We start from the raw sequence: 16,408 nt of genomic DNA, 5'->3' as shown, positions 1-16,408 counted from the left end.
TTATATCAGGTTGTAGACGAACACGACGGCCACAGCAATGGGTGTAAAGTAACGCAGAACGCGATACCAGACCGAGAATGTGCCCGGTGACATGGCCAGTTCGCTTTCCAGAGTCTGTCGAGACAATGTCCAGCCGACAAACACGGCGACCAGCAGTCCACCCAGGGGCAGCAGGATATTTGCGGTCAGGAAGTCCAGAAGGTCAAAAATGGTTTTGCCTTCAAACATCGCAAACATACCCAGCGGTGTCACATCCGACCACAGGTTCAGTGAAAGGACGGAGGCCACACCCAATAACCAGCAGACGATACCTGCCCCGACGGTGCTCACCGTACGATTCATTCCCTTCTGTTCCTCTAGCCATTCAACAATGGGCTCCAGCAGCGAAATGCCGGATGTCCAGGCGGCAAAGATAAGTAACACAAAGAACAGCGTGCCGAAGAGGCTGCCCATGGGCATTTGCCCGAATGCCAGTGGCAGGGTTTGGAAAATCAGGCCGGGACCCGCGCCTGGCTCGAGGCCATTGGCGAATACGATCGGGAAGATAGCCAGCCCGGCCAGCAACGCCACGGCGGTATCCATGATTGAGACGGTTACGGAGGTCTTGGCGATGGAGATATTCTTCGGCAGATAGGAGCCGTAAGCCATCATGACACCCATGCCGAGGCTGAGCGTGAAGAAGGCGTGGCCCAGGGCAACCAATACGCCGGAGGTGGTAAGCTTCGAGAAGTCAGGCTGGAACAGGAAGGCTACCGCCTGGCCAAAGTGGCCAGTGGTCATGGCATAGCCCACGACAATCAGCAGCAGCACGAACAGGGCCGGCATCAGAATACTGACGGCACGCTCAAGCCCTGAACGGACGCCTCGGGCGACGACGACCATCACTAACGCCATGAACAGGGTGTGCCAAAGAAGCAGCTTCATCGGATCGCCCAGCAGTCCGGAGAAGATGGCGCCTATGGACTCAGCCGACTGACCAGCCAACTGGCCGGTGGCGGCGGTGCCCACATAGGAAATCGCCCATCCGCCGATCACCGAATAGAAAGAGAGGATCAGAAACCCTGCAAGAACTCCGACGGCAGCCACCCAGCGCCAGGCTGGTTTCAGACCCTCCTGGTTGGCTATGGCCCGCATGCTGTTAACTGGGCTGAGGCCGCCCCGGCGACCAACTAATACCTCGGCCATCATGATGGGCAGGCCCACCGCTGCAATACACAGAAGGTAAACCAGGACGAAGGCACCACCACCATTTTCACCGGTGATGTAGGGAAATTTCCAGATATTACCCAGGCCCACCGCTGAGCCTGTCGCGGCAAGTATGAATGCCAGGCGCGAGGACCACAGCCCACGCTTGGCTGTTGCCGGGCCCATGGCACCGCCTTCAGCGGATGAAGAAGCATTGCTCATTGTATTCTCCTGCTTACTGTTTTTGTTTTCGGGGGAGTGAGTGATGGCGGTTCGGCCGCCATCAACGGGATTTGTGCTGGAATCGCTCTTCAGCGAGTTGATCGGCAATCTGCCCGGTGGGCAGGCCATCGCGATCCGAGCGCTGGAAAATTTCTTCCAGAGTATTAGCAATGGAATCCACGTGTTTGCGAACGGCCTTGGGATCAGGGCCCTTGCGTTCGTAACACACGTCGATAATGCCGCCGGCGTTGATCACAAAGTCCGGGGCATAGAGCACCCCGCGTTCAAACAGTGCCCGGTCATGAGCCGGGGTGGCCAGCTGGTTGTTAGCGGCGCCGGCCACGATGGTGGCCTGTAGTTTACGAATGGAATGATCATTCAGAACCGCGCCCATGGCGCAGGGCGCTACTACGTCTACTGGCAGGTAGAGGATTTCGTCGGCGCTAGCCGGGGTTGCGCCCAACTCGGCTACTGCACGGTCCATCTGGTCCTGGTGGACGTCGTAGACCCAGAGCTTCGCGCCGGCTTCCTTCAGGTGTCGAGCCAAGCGGTAACCAACGTTACCGATGCCCTGAACCGCTACATTCAACCCCTCAAGGTCGCTGCGGCCGAGCTTGTGCTTCACGGCAGCACTAATGCCCACAAAGGTGCCCCAGGCCGTGGCGGGAGACGGGTCACCATTGCTGGGCCTACCATCAAACCCCGGGCGTTCGCTGATGCCGGCAACGTTAGACGTTTTGCGTCCCATGACCTGGAGGTCGGCAACGCTGGTGCCGGAGTCTTCGGCAGCAATGTAAAGTCCGCCGAGCTGTTCCAGGAAGCGCCCCATGGATTCGAGCAGGGCCTCGGTCTTGTGCTGGCGGGGATCGCCGATGATGACGGACTTGCCGCCGCCGAGGTCAAGGTTGGCCAGCGCCGACTTGTAAGTCATCCCCCGCGACAGGCGGAGAACGTCCGTCAGTGCCTCTTCGTCGCTGGCATAAGGATACATGCGGCATCCGCCCAGCGCGGGGCCACGGGAAGTATTGTGCACGGCGATAATGGCGCGCAGGCCGGTCTCGGGGTCGCAGCAGAACGTGAGGTGCTCGTGGTGGTCGAATTCAGGATGTGTAAATACAGTCATTGTTCGGGTTCCTTTTGCTCCGGGTGGTTCTTGCACAGGGGTTCGCCCTTGTTACGGAGGCCGGCAGTAGATTGCGGGCGCTGCCGAAACTCAATCGCTATCGGATGTTGGGGCCGATTAACTACCGGTCGGATTTAGTGATTGTGCGAGTTTGGACTGTCGTAAAGAATCCGGTCGGGGCGATCGAGATACAAAAAGTGTCTGAGAAAAGGAAGGCGCTATAGGGTGTTGTAGGGTGTGGGCACGCGGGCCCATGCTTACGGACTGATTTACCAGTGACATACTGAAATCCTCTTCCACCAAGCCGGATCACGGCTTCCGTGGTCATATTGTTGTTGTGCCCCGGCAGGTAGGCCGGTTGGCATGATTTCATATGCCGATACCCTTTTGGGGTTCGACGAGAGAAGACTAGATAGCTTTTACATCGTCGTCAATGGTTGAAATTCATGCATTTTTTGGTGATTTTGAAAATTTCAGTGGTAACAGGGAGATAGGTCTACTTTACGTAAACGTAAATGTTTTTATGACCCCCAATTCATTGGCAGTTTTGCCTGGAGTACGTCACAGGAAAGCTTTTATGTCAGCAATCAAAGCAATAATGATGTCCACTGCATTTTTACTCGTGGGTTGCACCGGTGTGCCTTCGGGAATTGATCCCGTAACGAATCTTGATGTGGATCGATATCTCGGCACCTGGTATGAAATCGCGCGACTGGACCATTCTTTCGAAGAGGGTTTGTCTAATGTTACCGCGGAGTACTCCCTCAGGGATGATGGTAGTATTCAGGTCGTTAATCGGGGCTATTCGGAAGAGGAAGGGGTGTGGTCGAAAGCTCAGGGGCGCGCGGTCTTTGTCGATGAAAATACAGGGCACCTGAAGGTTTCTTTCTTCGGTCCCTTCTATGCGTCGTACGTCGTGTTTCGTCTTGATGAGGACTACCGGTTTGCCTATATCACCGGTTATGACAGGGATTACCTTTGGTTTCTGTCCAGAACACCGACAGTGACCGATGAGGCCATGTCGGCATTCAGGCAGGCCGCAAAGGAGCGGGGATTCAACCTTGCTGAGTTAATCGTTGTTGATCAGAGTCGCCATCGCTGAAATCGAAGGCATCGGATGATCACACTGGAAGGTGGCCGGTTTTTACCCAAATGACTGTTTCTTCGTCGACAAAGGGGTGATGCTGGCTCATATGGGGGCTTCGCATCCAGGTGCCTGCAGGGTAACGCCCGTTTTCGTCACAGAACTCGCCTGACAGCACCAGTATTTCCTCACCCCCGAAATGTCGGTGGGGCTGGAACGACTCGTTTGCGGGCCATTTCACCAGTGCCACGTGCTCGTGCTCGAACTCGTGCAAGGGCATTACCTTCAAGCCACCGATACCTGGCAACCAGTCAGCGGTACTGGTATCGATGCGCACGGTAGCGGTATCACGCTCGTCAAACTGATGGAGCTTTACAAGCAATTCGCAGCCTTCTTTGCTGAACGGTGCGTGGCCACTGCCAGGCGGATTCCGGAGGTAGGTGCCTTTGCCGTAATCCCCGGTTTCGTCAGAAAACACGCCTTCAAGTACCAGAATTTCCTCGCCCCGGGGATGTTCATGCCGGTTGAAGCTGGCACCGGGCTCATAGCGCACGATGCTCGTGGCGTGGCCACGTTCGGCCTCTTCACGCGCGAGAGGTTTACGGAGTACGCCGCCAGCCAGGCTAGGGGTCCATTCCTGGTCACCGGTCGGAATGACGACTTGCTGGCTGAAGTCCATGTTGAGCATGGCAATCTCCGGTTATGTCATTTGGCCGTTAATACGACGACTGCCCGGTGTCGGACTTGTCCGTTTCCAGGACGCTATCTGATTAACTTCTGAACGTCCCGGAAGCGTGGATGTTCACTGTGTTGCATCCACTCAAAGGCGACCATTTCAACGGTCACAATGGTGGCGCCGGCTTTGTGCAGGCGCTCGAGGGCCGCATCCCGGTCATTGTCGTGGCGCGAGCCGGTCGCGTTCTCGACCACCCACACTCCGAAGCCGGCCGCGAGAAGCGAAAGGGCGGTTTGCAGCAGGCACACATGGGCTTCACAGCCACCGATAATAATCTGTTTGCGATCATTGGGGATGGCCTTCAGCAGGCCACCGCCACAGGCGTCAAAATGGATCTTGGTGATCGTCTGATCGGCAAGGGTCGCTACTTCGTCATCGTTGTGGCCCAGCTTTTCGGGAATCTGCTCCGTGACAATCACCGGCACCTTCATCAGCCGGGCAATCTCAGCCAGCTTCACGCATTCCGACAGCACCGAATCGCCATGATTAATAACAGGCATCAGCTTTTTCTGAAGGTCGATCAGAACCAGTATTGATTGTTCCGCACTCATCAGCATAAACGTTTCCTCCCTGCGGGCGGGGTTCTTGTTTAATCCCAGTATTGCACAAAGCCCTGGCTGGTTCTCGCCCGGAATACACTAGCAGGTGTTGATCATGGGCCGATGCCGGCCAAGACAAGAAGAAAGTGGGAGAAAGGATTTTTGAAATTGGAGTTGCCAAAGAGGAACAAAACCATTAGAGTTTGCGCCCTCAAATGAGCGACGACATTGCTGATTTGGAACGGTTTATTTAAAGAGTATTGGAGAGGTGGCCGAGTGGCTGAAGGCGCACGCCTGGAAAGTGTGTAAACGTTAATAGCGTTTCGAGGGTTCGAATCCCTCCCTCTCCGCCAATACGAAACCCCAGCAGAAATGCTGGGGTTTTTTATTGGTCGATTGGAAACTTCGGTGCTTAAGCCACCCCAGCCGTTCGCAACACAAACACCCCTGCCGTTACCGTCACACTGGCCATCAACGTGGTCAGCGCCACGATATTGGCCGCAAGCCGGTCGTTGCCACCCAATGCCTTGACCATGACAAAACTGGCTGCTGCCGTCGGGCTGGCGAAGAACAGGAACATCAGCCCGAGTTCGCGCCCTTCAAATCCGGCCAGCCAAGCGGCGAATGTGCACAATACCGGTAACGTCACCATTTTCATCACACTTGCACTGATCGCGAGCTTGCGATCGGTACGCATGGCGCTTAAGGACAGCGTTCCGCCAATGCACATCAGCGCCAAGGGCAAGGTAAGTGACGCGAAATAATCCCCGCTGGTCATCAGCCAGTTTGGCAGTTGTAGTCCGGACCAGGCAAAGGGAACGGCGATAACAACAGCCAGGATGAGCGGATTGCGCCCGATGTCTCCGAGGATGCGTCCCCAGCTCGTTGCCTGACCCGGCTGGTAGGCCGTCAGGACGACCACAGAGAGTGCGTTGTACGAAATGATGACAACGCCCAGCAGGAGGCCGCCGGCAGAAAGGCCGAAGTCGCCATAAAGGCTGGCCGCCAGTGCAAGGCCTACAATGCCGCAGTTGCCCCTGAAAGCGCCCTGGACATAAACGCCTCGGTCAGCCTGTGGTGCGGCCCGCATTGCCCAAAGCCAGCAGAACAGGAAGCTGGCCAGGGTAGCGGCTACGAAGAATCCAAGCAGTGCGGGGTTGAGCGTGGTATCCAGGTCTGCGCGCACAATGCTGAGGAATACCAGCGTTGGCAGAGTGGCGCGGAAGACCAGCGCCGACGCAGTGTTGATGAAGTTGGTGTCTATCCAGCCGAGCCGTCTGAGACCAAGGCCGATAAACACCATTGCGAATACCGGCAGCGTGGTCTCAAGGGTGTGAAAGAAGGTTCCGAGTAGTGTCATTCAGCCGGTGGTTACCGAACTCCAAAGTTAGTGAACTCACCGGTTGCAGAGTCTTCGGTAGAGTTGATTTTGTCGACGATTGCCGAAGGAGGGCCATCGCGACACCACTGTCTAAGCGAAACCAGTGACGCCGGTGAGCCCTCTGCAACGATTTCTACGCGGCCATCCGGCAGGTTTCTGGCGTACCCGGTGACGCTCAGGCTGTTGGCTTTTTCGACCGCGGAGGCGCGATAGCAGACGCCTTGGACCTTGCCGCTGATCAGCATCGTGAGTCTCTGGTGGCTCATTGCGTGATCCTCCTGACATCGATTGGCTGTTTACAGTTTGCGCCATACCAGCAGTCGATTGTTGGCAGGCATTTCGAAATCGCTTTCAAGCCCGAACCGAACTCGCCCTGCCAATTCCAGCATGTCATCCATATTACGGATTCCCATATGCGGGGCCTGACTCCGCAGGTGGTGATCGAATTGGCGATTGCTGTCGCTGGTAAATTGCCCTTCGTAGTTAAACGGACCATAGAGGCAGAACAGGCCGCCTGCAATGAGGCGTTTAGCCAGCCCTGCAAACATGGCCTCTACCTCTTGCCAAGACATAATGTGAGTTGTGTTGGCTGAATAGGCCCCATCAATGGTGTCTACCGGCCAGCTTCCCAGGGAAACGTCCAATTCAAGCGGTGTCCGGATATTGGCTAGGCGGGCCTCCTGGATCCAGCCCAGGGAATTATCAGCCCCTGGAGGCCGATCACTGGGTTGCCACGTGAGGTGGGGGAGCTCTGCTGCGAAATAAACAGCGTGCTGTCCCGTTCCCGTGCCAATCTCCAATATGGTGGCTGGCTCGGTGAACACCGTTTTGATGCGTTCCAGTATGGGTTGCCTGTTGTTTTCGCAGGCCTGTGAGAAGGGCTTGTTGTCGACCATCGTTTGCGCCTGTTCGGGTTCAGTACCAATCCAAAGGATATCGTGCCGGGGGCAATGGGTAAAAGAATGAACGTAGGGGATTTCCCGCGTGTCGGAAATTCGATGATGGTCTACAAGACGCTTTTTCGACAGAAAAGTGCGCCTATTGCGACATAAAAATGTCATAAAACAGGCATAAGCTCCATTGGATGAAACCCCAGTGGAGATACCATGCTCAGAACTGTCCGCAGCCGTATTCTGTTCTTTTCCTTTCTTTCCGTGTTTGCTTTGGCCGCATTGGCGGTCCTGTCATGGAGCATTATGGCCCGTGCGGAGTCAGCTTCAGAGTCGTTGGTCCGTGAAAATCTCTTGGAGTCCTGGCTTTTGGAAGACCTTGAGCAGGACCATCGCCGGCTGCAGGACCTGGCCTACAAGATCAAGGCGCAACTGATGCTCTGGGATGAGATAGATGTGGAATTCAAAGCTCTCACAGAGGTGTTACCAGAGCACTGGCGCTCTATCGAGGACAATGCCGGGCTGAGCGAGTGGGCGGAGCAAAATCGAGCGTTGTTTCAGAACGTGTTGGCACTCATTGAATCCATGAGACCTGGAATTGAAGGGCGAAGCTATTATCAAGTCGGGCAAGTTGTCGATTTTGACCTGTTTCCGGCACTTGGTCCTATGCTCAAGGCGATCAATGACCGTAAGGAAGCCAGTCGTACAACCATTGAAGTTCGTAGTCAAGACCTGCTTGCCTTCCTCGATACCCAGAAAATCTGGCTGTTGGCAGGAGCTACTGTTTTCCTTATGTCGGTGGTCTTGATGACGCTTTGGCTTCGCCGTTCCGTGATTGGCCGTCTGCAGTCGCTGGAATCGGGGCTTAGGGAAATGGACGAAACCTCCGATCTATCCCGGCGTCCTGTTATTGCCGGGAATGATGAGGTGGCAGGTGTTACCCGCGCGCTGGTGGGGCTGGTCAGCCGTTTTGAGCTCTTTATCGGAGAGGTAAGGACCACTGCCCACAGCATCAATGACCGGTCCGCATCGCTGGATTCCCAGGCAGAAGAGGTTCAGGCATCCACCGATACCACTCGCCGACAGATCCATGATGTCAGCCAGTCCATGTCTGCAATTGCCAGCCAGGCGTCAGCCATTGACTTGGCCACCGAAAACTCGGCAACCACAGTTCGAGATGCGGTAACGGCCAATGGTGTTGTTCAGGAAGGGCTCAAGAACAGTGAGCAGGCTGCCGAACACACCGTGGAGGTGATTGGACGGGTTTCGCGGTCCATACAGGCATTGAGTGAATCTTCAGGCAAGATTGAGAGCGTGATTGGTGTGATTGCCGATATCGCCGAGCAGACCAATTTGCTGGCGCTGAATGCGGCGATTGAAGCGGCCCGTGCCGGCGAACATGGCAGGGGATTTGCGGTGGTTGCCGATGAAGTGCGCACCTTGTCGCGGCGTACGTCCGATTCCACCAAGGAAATTCGTCAGTGGGTGACCGACCTGGTAACCGGTGTTTCCGGCGTTGAGTGCCTGCTGGATGAGATGCGAGATGCAGGGGGTATGAACCGGCGGAACCTTGAGGCGTTGAAAGATCACCTGGAGAGGCTTGCCGAACAGTTCACGGAGTTGGAGAACCGAAGCTCTGAAATTGGGGATGCGGTTGCCGTTCAGAGGGAAGAGATTGATCGCGTCGGGCGACGGTCCAGAGCGCTTGATGACAGTTCAGGCTCTTTGATAACCAGCGTTGATAATACCCGTCAGATCAGTGAATACCTGCGACAGGAATCGGTCACTATGCGCCAACTGATTTCGCGTTTTAAGGCTGCCTGATTCTCCGGTCAATGCTCAATAGTGACAGGAAAGGTCTGTAATCGGTCTTCTACAGTTCCGTTAAACCCATTACCATGGCTGCTTTGACGCGGAGTTGAAAATGACCGACGAAGCAGGCCATGAGCCCCAGCCAGACCCCCGCGAAGAGAAGTTCGTAGTGGATATGGAGCTGCTTTCAGAAGACCAGCTTGACGGGCTGGTGGACGAGTACTGCACTCGGTACCACGGGTTGAACGACACCGAAAACCCCATGGCAGAGCGTGAGCGGGTAAGAACAGCGGTTCGGCGACGAGATCTGGTGGTCTGGTTCGATCCGGTAGAGAATACCGCGGGCCTGGGTGTGCCACGTTGATGGTTGCTTCCTGAGCAGTGGGTCCCGGTATTGACGGGTGCACCTACCGTCGGGAACCCTTAACCGGTACAATTCATAAATTCCTATAAAAGCCGCGTGCGAGGTGAGTTTTGATCAGGGTATTGGTTGTAGATGACCATGAACTGGTCAGGTCCGGTATTACCCGGATGCTGGCGGACAACCCCGATATTGAAGTCATCGGCGAAGCATCTTCAGGCGAAGATGCTATTGATTCTGTGCGTAAAGACAGCCCGGATATCGTGTTGATGGACATTCGCATGCCCGGTATCGGGGGGCTGGAGGCGACCCGGCGCATCCTGCGCATTGACGATGCTGTGCGGGTGATCGTAGTGACCGCCTGTGCGGACGATCCCTATCCAACCAGGGTAATGCAGGCCGGCGCATCGGCTTATATCACCAAGGGCGCCGACATCAAGGAAATGGTGCGCGCCATCCGCATGGCCCACTCTGGCCAGCGTTACATAAGCCCGGAAATCGCCCAGAAAATGGCGCTCAAGCAGCTTGGTGGCGGTGACGCACGAGATGAAGACGGCGAGCTATCCCTGTTCGACCGGTTATCCGAACGGGAAATGCAGATCGCCATGATGGTGGTTGACTGTCAGAAAGTTCAGGACATTTCTGACAAGCTTTGCCTCAGCCCCAAAACCGTAAACAGTTACCGCTATCGCATTTTCGAGAAACTGGAAATTTCCAGTGACGTTGAGTTGGCGCTGATGGCGGTCAGGCTCGGGTTGCTCGATGCCGACAAGGTCTGACTCCCCGGTTGATACTGCCGAGGCAGAGAACACCAGGGAGTTTGACACCAAAAGCTTCCTGAAACAGTTGACCGAAAGGCCTGGCGTGTACCGTATGTACGACGCCAGCGGCAATGTGCTGTACGTGGGCAAGGCCCGCAACCTCAAAAAGCGCGTCACCAGTTACTTCCGCAAATCCGGCCTGGCCCCGAAGACCGAGGCATTGGTCTCCCGAATCAATTCCATCGAAGTCACCATCACCGGTAGTGAAACCGAAGCCCTGCTGCTTGAACAGAACCTCATCAAGTCCTTGCGGCCGCCCTATAACATCCTGCTGCGGGATGATAAGTCCTACCCCTATATCTACCTGTCATCCCACGATGATTACCCCTCCCTGACGTTTCGTCGGGGGCGCACGAAGAAGGGCGGCGGCACCTGGTACGGGCCGTTTCCGAGTTCTGGAGCAGTCAAGGAAAGTCTTAATATTCTACAAAAGATATTCCGCATAAGGTCCTGTAGTGAAAGCTATTTCAGAAACAGAACCCGACCTTGTCTTCAGTACCAGATCAACCGTTGCACGGCGCCTTGTGTCGGCTTTATCTCGCCCGAGGACTATCGGGAAGACATGCGCCACGCCACCATGTTCCTTGAAGGCAAGAACCCGGCGATCCTGCAGGACCTGATGGCAGCCATGGAAGCCGCAGCGAAGAACCTGGAGTTTGAGAAAGCCGGTGTCTACCGGGACCAGATTAACCACCTGCGCCACGTTCAGGAACAACAGAGCGTAGATGGCGAGGGGGGTGATGCCGACGTGGTAGCCATCGCCCAGGACGCCGGGGTGGTGTGCATAGTGGTGATCATCGTGCGAGGTGGCCGGGTACTTGGTACCAAGGACTATTTCCCGCGATACAGCATTGAGCAGTCCGAAGGTGAATTGCTGAGCGCGTTCCTGGGGCAGTATTACTTTGGGGGCAGTACCCGGCGGGAGATTCCCCCGGATATCCTGGTGCCGGTGGATGTAGACGGCCAGGAATTGCTCTCCCAGGCGCTGACGGAATCCGCCGGGCGCGACACCCGGGTGCGCAAAAATGTGCGCGGGGAACGCCGTCGCTGGCTGGATCTGGCCATGACCAATGCCAGGCAGACACTACTGACCCACCTGGCCAGCAAGGAAACGGTCTATCGTCGGCTGTTGGCCCTGCGGGACCTGTTGGAACTGGCTGAAACACCGTCGCGCATGGAGTGCTTTGACATCAGTCATAGCCATGGTGAAAACACGGTCGCATCCTGCGTGGTTTTCGACGAGAATGGGCCGCTGAAAAGCGACTACCGGCTCTACAATATCGAAGGTGTTACCGGGGGCGATGACTACGGCGCGATGCGCCAGGTGCTCACACGCAGGTACAAGCGCATGGTTGCGGGCGAAGGCAAACGCCCGGACCTGGTGTTCATTGACGGCGGTAAGGGCCAGTTGAACATTGCCCGGGAAGTGTTTGATGAGCTTGGAGTTTTGGATATTCCGCTGATCGGTGTGGCCAAGGGCGTCACCCGGCGAGCGGGTATGGAGCAGTTGATTGATGCCATGACCGGTGATCTCTATCGGGTCCCCGCGGACTCGCCGGCATTGCACCTGATCCAGCATATCCGTGACGAATCGCACCGTTTCGCCATCACTGGCCATCGGGCCCGGCGTGACAAGAAACGCCGGCAGTCGACCCTCGAGGGAATCGAGGGAGTAGGGCCCAAGCGCCGCCGTGATCTGATACGTTATTTTGGCGGTATCCAGGAGCTTCGCAAGGCCAGTATCGACGAAATGTCCAAGGTTCAGGGGATCAGCAGGAACCTGGCAGAAACCATCTACGCAGTACTGCATGACGAGTAGGGACAGCATGAATTTACCGAACATTCTCACCCTTTCCCGGATTCTGATGATCCCGGTCTTTGTGATTATCTACTATCTGCCGGCGCAATGGAGCTATCTGGTCAGTGCTGGCCTGTTTGCGCTTGCGGCGGCAACGGACTGGCTGGATGGCTACCTGGCGCGCAAACTGGACCAGAGCACGCCGTTTGGCGCTTTCCTGGACCCGGTTGCTGACAAGCTGATGGTGGCGGTAGCGCTGACGGTGCTGATCGAAGCCCATGCCAGCTTCATACTGACCATTCCCGCCACGGTGATTATTGGGCGCGAAATTGTGATTTCGGCGTTGCGGGAGTGGATGGCGGAAATTGGCAGCCGCGCGAGTGTGGCGGTTTCCTACATTGGTAAAATCAAGACAACGGCGCAGATGGTTGCCATTATCATGTTGCTGGCGTTTCCTCCTGGCGTCGTCTGGGCCCAGGCTGGAACAGTCCTGTTGTACGTGGCGGCTGGCCTGACATTCTGGTCGATGATTCTCTATCTCAAAGCCGCCTGGCCGGATCTCTTTCCGGAAAAAAATTCCGGTTGAGGGAAAGTCAGGGGTGCTGCTCAACCGTCCAGTTGATCACTTCGTGAGCCAGCTTGTTGCTGGCCTCGCCAAACGCTTCTACCACTGCTTCTATCTGTTCTCCGTTTGCCGGATGTTTTTGCTCGAAGCGCTTGCTTGCGAGAGTGTTGCGGCTTCGTTCGTCGATGAGTTGAAGGTCCAGCCGTATTAGCGCCACCGGTGTACCGTCCCGGTATTCGCTCTGAAACGCGCTCAATTCTCCGGCCAGGGTCAGGTCGCTGCGGGCCGGACTGGTGCCGGTGATAATGGTGGCGAAACGCCCATCCCGTCGGAACGCATCAACGAGCTGGTCCCGGAGCAGAATCGGCGCTTTGTTGCTCCAACGCACACCCTGATAGGCCTTGATTTCATTACCTTGTGGTTTCACCAGTATGCGCGCGCCATTCACCGGGCTTTCAGCGTGGAGCGTTGCGAGCCGGAGGGTTGTGCTGAACCGTTTGTTGTTGGTGATTGATTCCTCAACCGTCGAAACAGGTAGCTGGAATATCCGATTGGCCGGGCGATCCGGGAGCAGAGTGCAGGCGGATAGCGTGGCGGCAGCGGCTATGCAAAGCACCGCCCGTGATGCAGTCAGTCTCATGGATTAAACTCCTGTATCGGCTCGCGGCCCAACAGCAGGCCGGCGGGGTCGTCCTCCAGGCGGTGGATAAGGCTATCGAGGTTTTGCAGCGTCGATCTCAGTTCACGCATGGCTGGCGCCAGTTCACCGATGCCTTGCATACCCTGATCCAGAGAGCCTTCGTTGCGCGCGGTGAGTGCTTCCAGCCGGGCGGTGGCTGTTTCCAGAGAGGTCATCGCACTCTGGGCAGTGGTCATCAACTGGCGACCTTCGTTGTCCAACAGGCCGTTTGCTGTATCGCCAAAGTGACGGAAGGTTTCCAGCGTGGCTTCGGTCTGCACACTGAGCTGATCAAAGCTCGTCACCAGATTGCTCAGTTCGTTTCGTTGATCCATCAACCCCGACGACATGACCTTGATGTTCTTAAGGCTGCGGGTGAGATTGCGGGCGTTTTCCTTAGACACCATGGCGTTGGCGTTGGTGAGGAACTGATCAAGCTTGGCAAACAGCTCCTCACTGGACGCCATCAGGGTGGTGAAGGCCGAGGGCTCGGCCTGGATGGTCGGTGGCGATTCACGGCTTCCGGTCAGCTTTCGGCTTCCGGGGGTGCCGCCCTTCAGTTCGATGTTCATGCTGCCGGTAATGTTGGTTAACGCCAGGCCAGCCCGGGTGTCCTCCTTGATGGGCACATCGTCGTAAACCCGAATCAGAGCCCGGACGTTGCGCGGGTCCGTTGGGTCGAGGCTCAGTTCGGCCACGTCGCCCACTTCAATGCCGCTGTATTTGACCGGGCTACCTTCCGAGAGCCCGCTGACCCCCCGATCGAAAACCACTTCATACCAGGCATATTCGCGGTCATTGCCGGCCTGGCCTAACCACAGGGCGAAGGCGAGGGCGCTGGCAAGCGCGATCAGCGTGAAAAGCCCGATCAGGACGTGATGTGCTCTGGGTTCCATATCAGCGTGCCTCTCCTCGCGTCGTCGCTGCTGTCCGGCCCCTTGGCCCGTGGAAATAGTCGCGAATCCAGGGGTTGTTGGTGGCTTCCACCACGGCTAGCCGGTCGGCTACAAGCACACGCCGTTCCGCCAACACGGCAACCCGGTCGCAGGTTGTGTAAAGCGTGTCCAAGTCATGGGTAACCAGGAATACGCTGAAGCCCAGAGCATCCCTTAGTGTGACAATCAAGCGATCGAAGGCGGCCGCTCCGATGGGATCGAGCCCGGCCGTGGGTTCGTCCAGGAACAACACCTCCGGGTCCAGGGCCAGGGCTCTTGCCAGCGACGCCCTTTTGACCATGCCACCTGACAGTTGGGCCGGGTATTTTCCGGCCGCGTTTGCGGGCAAGCCGACCAGTGCGAGCTTCACCCGGGCCAAATGTTCCGAATCAATACGGGACAGCTTGGCATGTTCAATCAGCGGCAGGGCAACGTTTTCCTGAAGTGTCAGGGAGCTGAACAGGGCTCCGCTCTGAAAAAGCACGCCAAAGCGCCGTTCTACGCGGGAGCGTTGTTGTTGAGAAAGAGCCTGCAACTGCTCACCAAAGACCTCAATGGTCCCGGAATCCGGAGCGTGAAGCCCGACAATGCTTCTCAGTAGTACCGACTTGCCGGTTCCCGAGCCGCCAACCACCCCCAGTATTTCCCGGTGATAAAGGTCAAGATCGAGATCCGTATGTACCTCATGACTACCGAAGCGGTTACACAGGCCTCTCACGCTGATAACCACATCCTGGTGCGCGGCCTCTTCTATCACCAGCCCATCTCCATAAAGAATATCGCTGCTATGGAATCCAGCAAAATCACCATAAAGATCGACTGTACCACGGCGGAGGTGGTGTGCTCACCGACAGACTGGGCACTTCCGCTGGCCTTGAAGCCTTCCAGGCAACCGATCACGGCTATGACGAATGCAAAGACTGGAGCTTTGCCCAGCCCCACCAGAAGGTGAACCACCTTTACCTTGGTTTCGAGAATATTCAGGATTTGCGGAACGGAGATATCCAGCGCCAGAACGCACACCATCGAGCCGCCAATAATGCCGCTGATCATGCCCACGAAGGTCAGTATCGGCAGTGAAATCACCATCGCCAGCACCCGGGGGATAACCAGCAATTCGATAGGGCTCAGCCCGAAGGTTCGCAGAGCGTCGATTTCCTCATTCGCTTTCATGGAGCCGAGTTGCGCGGTGAAGGCACTGGCCGTGCGACCCGCCAGCAGGATAGCCGCCAGCAGAACGCCGAATTCCCGCAGGAATGAGAAGGCCACCAGATTAACCGTGTAAATGGTAGCGCCGAAATCATCGAGAATGGTGGCACCCAGAAAGGCAACAACGGCACCCACCAGAAACGTCAGCAGCGCCACGATGGGCAAGGCATTCAGCCCGGTTTGCTGTACATGGGCCACCCATGAGGTAATCCGCCATCGCCAGGGTGTTGCCAGAATGCTCGCCAGGGTTGCCAGAATCCGGCCGGTAAAGCCAATCAACAGCCGTTGCTGATGCCAGAATCCTTCGACCTGCTCGCCTATACCGGCAAGGAATCCCTTAATGGGGTGGGAGCGGTGTGGTTTTTCACCGTCGGGGCTGGACATCGTGCTGGCAACCAGGCGCAGCAGTTCCTGGCGTTCGCTGGAAAGCCCGGGAGTCTGGCCGGCCAGGTCATGAAGCCGCTGCGCCCCGAGAAGGTCCACCAGCAGGGACGCACCGGAAGTGTCCAGAGCATTGATCGTCGCCAGGTCGATGGAAAGCCCGGCAGGCGCGTCCGTTGCCGCGGCACGTTGGATATCCCGCTTCAACCTGCCGTAATTCGGAAGCGTCCAGTCGCCCGATACGGTCAGGTGTCCGTTCTGGAGCTCAAGCTTACCGGGAGAGGGCATCTGGAAATACTGTCTCCGTTATTTTGAAATGGCGGTTGATGTTCCGTGATACTAGCTCAAATTTGAGAAAGGGAAGGCCTCGCGTTCAAGGAAAATCGATCAGAATCTGAAGTAAAACAAAAAGTTGAAAAAAGTGGTTGACGCAAACGGTCGAATCCGTAGAATACGCCCTCGTTGATCAAGCGGGAATAGCTCAGTTGGTAGAGCACAACCTTGCCAAGGTTGGGGTCGCGAGTTCGAATCTCGTTTCCCGCTCCAATCAACACAGTCTCTCAATGCCCACCTGAGAGCATAAAAGTATCGAATCCCCTTCGAACTTTTACCGGCGCGGTGGCAGAGTGGTTATGCAGCGGACTGCAACTCCGTGTACGCCGGTTCGATTCCGACCCGCGCCTCCAT

At 56.5% G+C, this 16,408-nt stretch carries 17 protein-coding genes and 3 tRNA genes; 9 read left to right on the top strand and 11 right to left on the bottom strand.

Going from position 1 to position 16,408, the window contains the following annotated elements:
- Both AC0B60_RS13145 and AC0B60_RS13140 read right to left on the bottom strand, forming a co-directional pair.
- Positions 1 to 1,407, bottom strand: a complete 1,407-nt coding sequence (locus AC0B60_RS13145) for a sodium-dependent transporter (RefSeq protein WP_465086272.1) — start codon at positions 1,405 to 1,407, stop codon at positions 1 to 3.
- A 61-nt stretch (positions 1,408 to 1,468) separates the two neighbouring features.
- Positions 1,469 to 2,530 carry a Glu/Leu/Phe/Val family dehydrogenase gene (locus AC0B60_RS13140; RefSeq protein WP_465086271.1) on the bottom strand — a complete coding sequence of 354 codons (1,062 nt, stop codon included), beginning with the start codon at positions 2,528 to 2,530 and terminating at the stop codon, positions 1,469 to 1,471.
- 577 nt (positions 2,531 to 3,107) lie between these two features.
- On the opposite strand from AC0B60_RS13140, the gene AC0B60_RS13135 reads away from it, so the two are divergent.
- A complete protein-coding gene (locus AC0B60_RS13135; protein WP_465086270.1) occupies positions 3,108 to 3,632 on the top strand; it encodes a lipocalin family protein in 525 nt (174 codons plus the stop codon).
- A 19-nt stretch (positions 3,633 to 3,651) separates the two neighbouring features.
- On the opposite strand, the gene AC0B60_RS13130 is transcribed toward AC0B60_RS13135, so the two are convergent.
- Both AC0B60_RS13130 and AC0B60_RS13125 read right to left on the bottom strand, forming a co-directional pair.
- Positions 3,652 to 4,302 (bottom strand): cupin domain-containing protein, encoded by a 651-nt coding sequence (locus tag AC0B60_RS13130; RefSeq protein ID WP_465086269.1) that lies wholly within the window; start codon positions 4,300 to 4,302, stop codon positions 3,652 to 3,654.
- Positions 4,303 to 4,376: 74 nt separating this feature from the next.
- Positions 4,377 to 4,907, bottom strand: a complete 531-nt coding sequence (locus AC0B60_RS13125; protein ID WP_465086268.1) for an isochorismatase family protein — start codon at positions 4,905 to 4,907, stop codon at positions 4,377 to 4,379.
- Positions 4,908 to 5,151: 244 nt separating this feature from the next.
- Here AC0B60_RS13125 and AC0B60_RS13120 point away from each other — a divergent pair.
- Positions 5,152 to 5,242, top strand: a tRNA-Ser gene (locus tag AC0B60_RS13120).
- A gap of 59 nt (positions 5,243 to 5,301) precedes the next feature.
- On the opposite strand, the gene AC0B60_RS13115 is transcribed toward AC0B60_RS13120, so the two are convergent.
- From AC0B60_RS13115 to AC0B60_RS13105, 3 genes are read right to left on the bottom strand one after another with little or no spacing between them, the layout of a single operon-like run.
- Positions 5,302 to 6,249 carry an AEC family transporter gene (locus tag AC0B60_RS13115; protein ID WP_465086267.1) on the bottom strand — a complete coding sequence of 316 codons (948 nt, stop codon included), beginning with the start codon at positions 6,247 to 6,249 and terminating at the stop codon, positions 5,302 to 5,304.
- 11 nt (positions 6,250 to 6,260) lie between these two features.
- Entirely contained in the window at positions 6,261 to 6,536 is a 276-nt protein-coding gene (locus tag AC0B60_RS13110; protein ID WP_465086266.1) for an acylphosphatase, read from the bottom strand.
- A gap of 30 nt (positions 6,537 to 6,566) precedes the next feature.
- On the bottom strand, positions 6,567 to 7,166 hold the full coding sequence (locus AC0B60_RS13105) for a DUF938 domain-containing protein (RefSeq protein WP_465086265.1): 600 nt from the start codon (positions 7,164 to 7,166) through the stop codon (positions 6,567 to 6,569).
- Between the two features lie 210 nt (positions 7,167 to 7,376).
- Between AC0B60_RS13105 and AC0B60_RS13100 the strand changes: the two genes are divergently transcribed.
- The 5 genes from AC0B60_RS13100 to pgsA all read left to right on the top strand — a co-directional run bounded on the left by AC0B60_RS13100 (position 7,377) and on the right by pgsA (position 12,538).
- Entirely contained in the window at positions 7,377 to 8,984 is a 1,608-nt protein-coding gene (locus AC0B60_RS13100; protein ID WP_465086264.1) for a methyl-accepting chemotaxis protein, read from the top strand.
- Positions 8,985 to 9,084: 100 nt separating this feature from the next.
- Complete coding sequence (locus AC0B60_RS13095; protein WP_465086263.1) at positions 9,085 to 9,336, top strand: hypothetical protein; 252 nt, start codon at positions 9,085 to 9,087, stop codon at positions 9,334 to 9,336.
- Positions 9,337 to 9,446: 110 nt separating this feature from the next.
- Complete coding sequence (gene uvrY / locus AC0B60_RS13090) at positions 9,447 to 10,112, top strand: UvrY/SirA/GacA family response regulator transcription factor (protein ID WP_036207973.1); 666 nt, start codon at positions 9,447 to 9,449, stop codon at positions 10,110 to 10,112.
- Positions 10,096 to 11,973, top strand: a complete 1,878-nt coding sequence (gene uvrC, locus AC0B60_RS13085) for an excinuclease ABC subunit UvrC (protein ID WP_465086262.1) — start codon at positions 10,096 to 10,098, stop codon at positions 11,971 to 11,973. The genes uvrY and uvrC overlap by 17 nt, the downstream gene beginning before the upstream one ends.
- Before the next feature lie 7 nt (positions 11,974 to 11,980).
- The gene (pgsA, locus tag AC0B60_RS13080) at positions 11,981 to 12,538 is read left to right on the top strand and encodes a CDP-diacylglycerol--glycerol-3-phosphate 3-phosphatidyltransferase (RefSeq protein WP_465086261.1); all 558 of its coding nucleotides are present in this window, start codon (positions 11,981 to 11,983) and stop codon (positions 12,536 to 12,538) included.
- Between the two features lie 7 nt (positions 12,539 to 12,545).
- Here the strand turns inward: pgsA and AC0B60_RS13075 are convergent, their stop codons facing one another.
- From AC0B60_RS13075 to AC0B60_RS13060, 4 genes are read right to left on the bottom strand one after another with little or no spacing between them, the layout of a single operon-like run.
- Positions 12,546 to 13,157 (bottom strand): ABC-type transport auxiliary lipoprotein family protein, encoded by a 612-nt coding sequence (locus tag AC0B60_RS13075; protein ID WP_465086260.1) that lies wholly within the window; start codon positions 13,155 to 13,157, stop codon positions 12,546 to 12,548.
- Entirely contained in the window at positions 13,154 to 14,092 is a 939-nt protein-coding gene (locus AC0B60_RS13070; RefSeq protein WP_465086259.1) for an MlaD family protein, read from the bottom strand. The genes AC0B60_RS13075 and AC0B60_RS13070 overlap by 4 nt, the downstream gene beginning before the upstream one ends.
- Before the next feature lies 1 nt (position 14,093).
- Positions 14,094 to 14,888: an ABC transporter ATP-binding protein gene (locus AC0B60_RS13065; protein WP_465086258.1), complete on the bottom strand. Its 795-nt coding sequence runs from the start codon at positions 14,886 to 14,888 to the stop codon at positions 14,094 to 14,096.
- Positions 14,885 to 16,009 carry an ABC transporter permease gene (locus AC0B60_RS13060; RefSeq protein ID WP_465086257.1) on the bottom strand — a complete coding sequence of 375 codons (1,125 nt, stop codon included), beginning with the start codon at positions 16,007 to 16,009 and terminating at the stop codon, positions 14,885 to 14,887. The genes AC0B60_RS13065 and AC0B60_RS13060 overlap by 4 nt, the downstream gene beginning before the upstream one ends.
- Positions 16,010 to 16,191: 182 nt before the next feature.
- Here AC0B60_RS13060 and AC0B60_RS13055 point away from each other — a divergent pair.
- Positions 16,192 to 16,267 (top strand) — tRNA-Gly (locus AC0B60_RS13055).
- A 66-nt stretch (positions 16,268 to 16,333) separates the two neighbouring features.
- A tRNA-Cys gene (locus AC0B60_RS13050) sits at positions 16,334 to 16,407 on the top strand.
- The last annotated feature ends 1 nt before the right edge of the window (position 16,408 follow it).

The organism is Marinobacter sp. V34 (assembly GCF_055524115.1).
Note: the sequence above shows the minus strand (reverse complement) of the source record. Positions and strands in the feature narration are given on the sequence as shown.

Coding starts and splice junctions, on each gene's coding strand:
- AC0B60_RS13145 (WP_465086272.1), bottom strand. CDS start 1,407: ATGAGCAATGCTTCTTCATCCGCTGAAGGCGGTGCCATGGGCCCGGCA.
- AC0B60_RS13140 (WP_465086271.1), bottom strand. CDS start 2,530: ATGACTGTATTTACACATCCTGAATTCGACCACCACGAGCACCTCACG.
- AC0B60_RS13135 (WP_465086270.1), top strand. CDS start 3,108: ATGTCAGCAATCAAAGCAATAATGATGTCCACTGCATTTTTACTCGTG.
- AC0B60_RS13130 (WP_465086269.1), bottom strand. CDS start 4,302: ATGCTCAACATGGACTTCAGCCAGCAAGTCGTCATTCCGACCGGTGAC.
- AC0B60_RS13125 (WP_465086268.1), bottom strand. CDS start 4,907: ATGCTGATGAGTGCGGAACAATCAATACTGGTTCTGATCGACCTTCAG.
- AC0B60_RS13115 (WP_465086267.1), bottom strand. CDS start 6,249: ATGACACTACTCGGAACCTTCTTTCACACCCTTGAGACCACGCTGCCG.
- AC0B60_RS13110 (WP_465086266.1), bottom strand. CDS start 6,536: ATGAGCCACCAGAGACTCACGATGCTGATCAGCGGCAAGGTCCAAGGC.
- AC0B60_RS13105 (WP_465086265.1), bottom strand. CDS start 7,166: ATGGTCGACAACAAGCCCTTCTCACAGGCCTGCGAAAACAACAGGCAA.
- AC0B60_RS13100 (WP_465086264.1), top strand. CDS start 7,377: ATGCTCAGAACTGTCCGCAGCCGTATTCTGTTCTTTTCCTTTCTTTCC.
- AC0B60_RS13095 (WP_465086263.1), top strand. CDS start 9,085: ATGACCGACGAAGCAGGCCATGAGCCCCAGCCAGACCCCCGCGAAGAG.
- uvrC (WP_465086262.1), top strand. CDS start 10,096: ATGCCGACAAGGTCTGACTCCCCGGTTGATACTGCCGAGGCAGAGAAC.
- pgsA (WP_465086261.1), top strand. CDS start 11,981: ATGAATTTACCGAACATTCTCACCCTTTCCCGGATTCTGATGATCCCG.
- AC0B60_RS13075 (WP_465086260.1), bottom strand. CDS start 13,157: ATGAGACTGACTGCATCACGGGCGGTGCTTTGCATAGCCGCTGCCGCC.
- AC0B60_RS13070 (WP_465086259.1), bottom strand. CDS start 14,092: ATGGAACCCAGAGCACATCACGTCCTGATCGGGCTTTTCACGCTGATC.
- AC0B60_RS13060 (WP_465086257.1), bottom strand. CDS start 16,009: ATGCCCTCTCCCGGTAAGCTTGAGCTCCAGAACGGACACCTGACCGTA.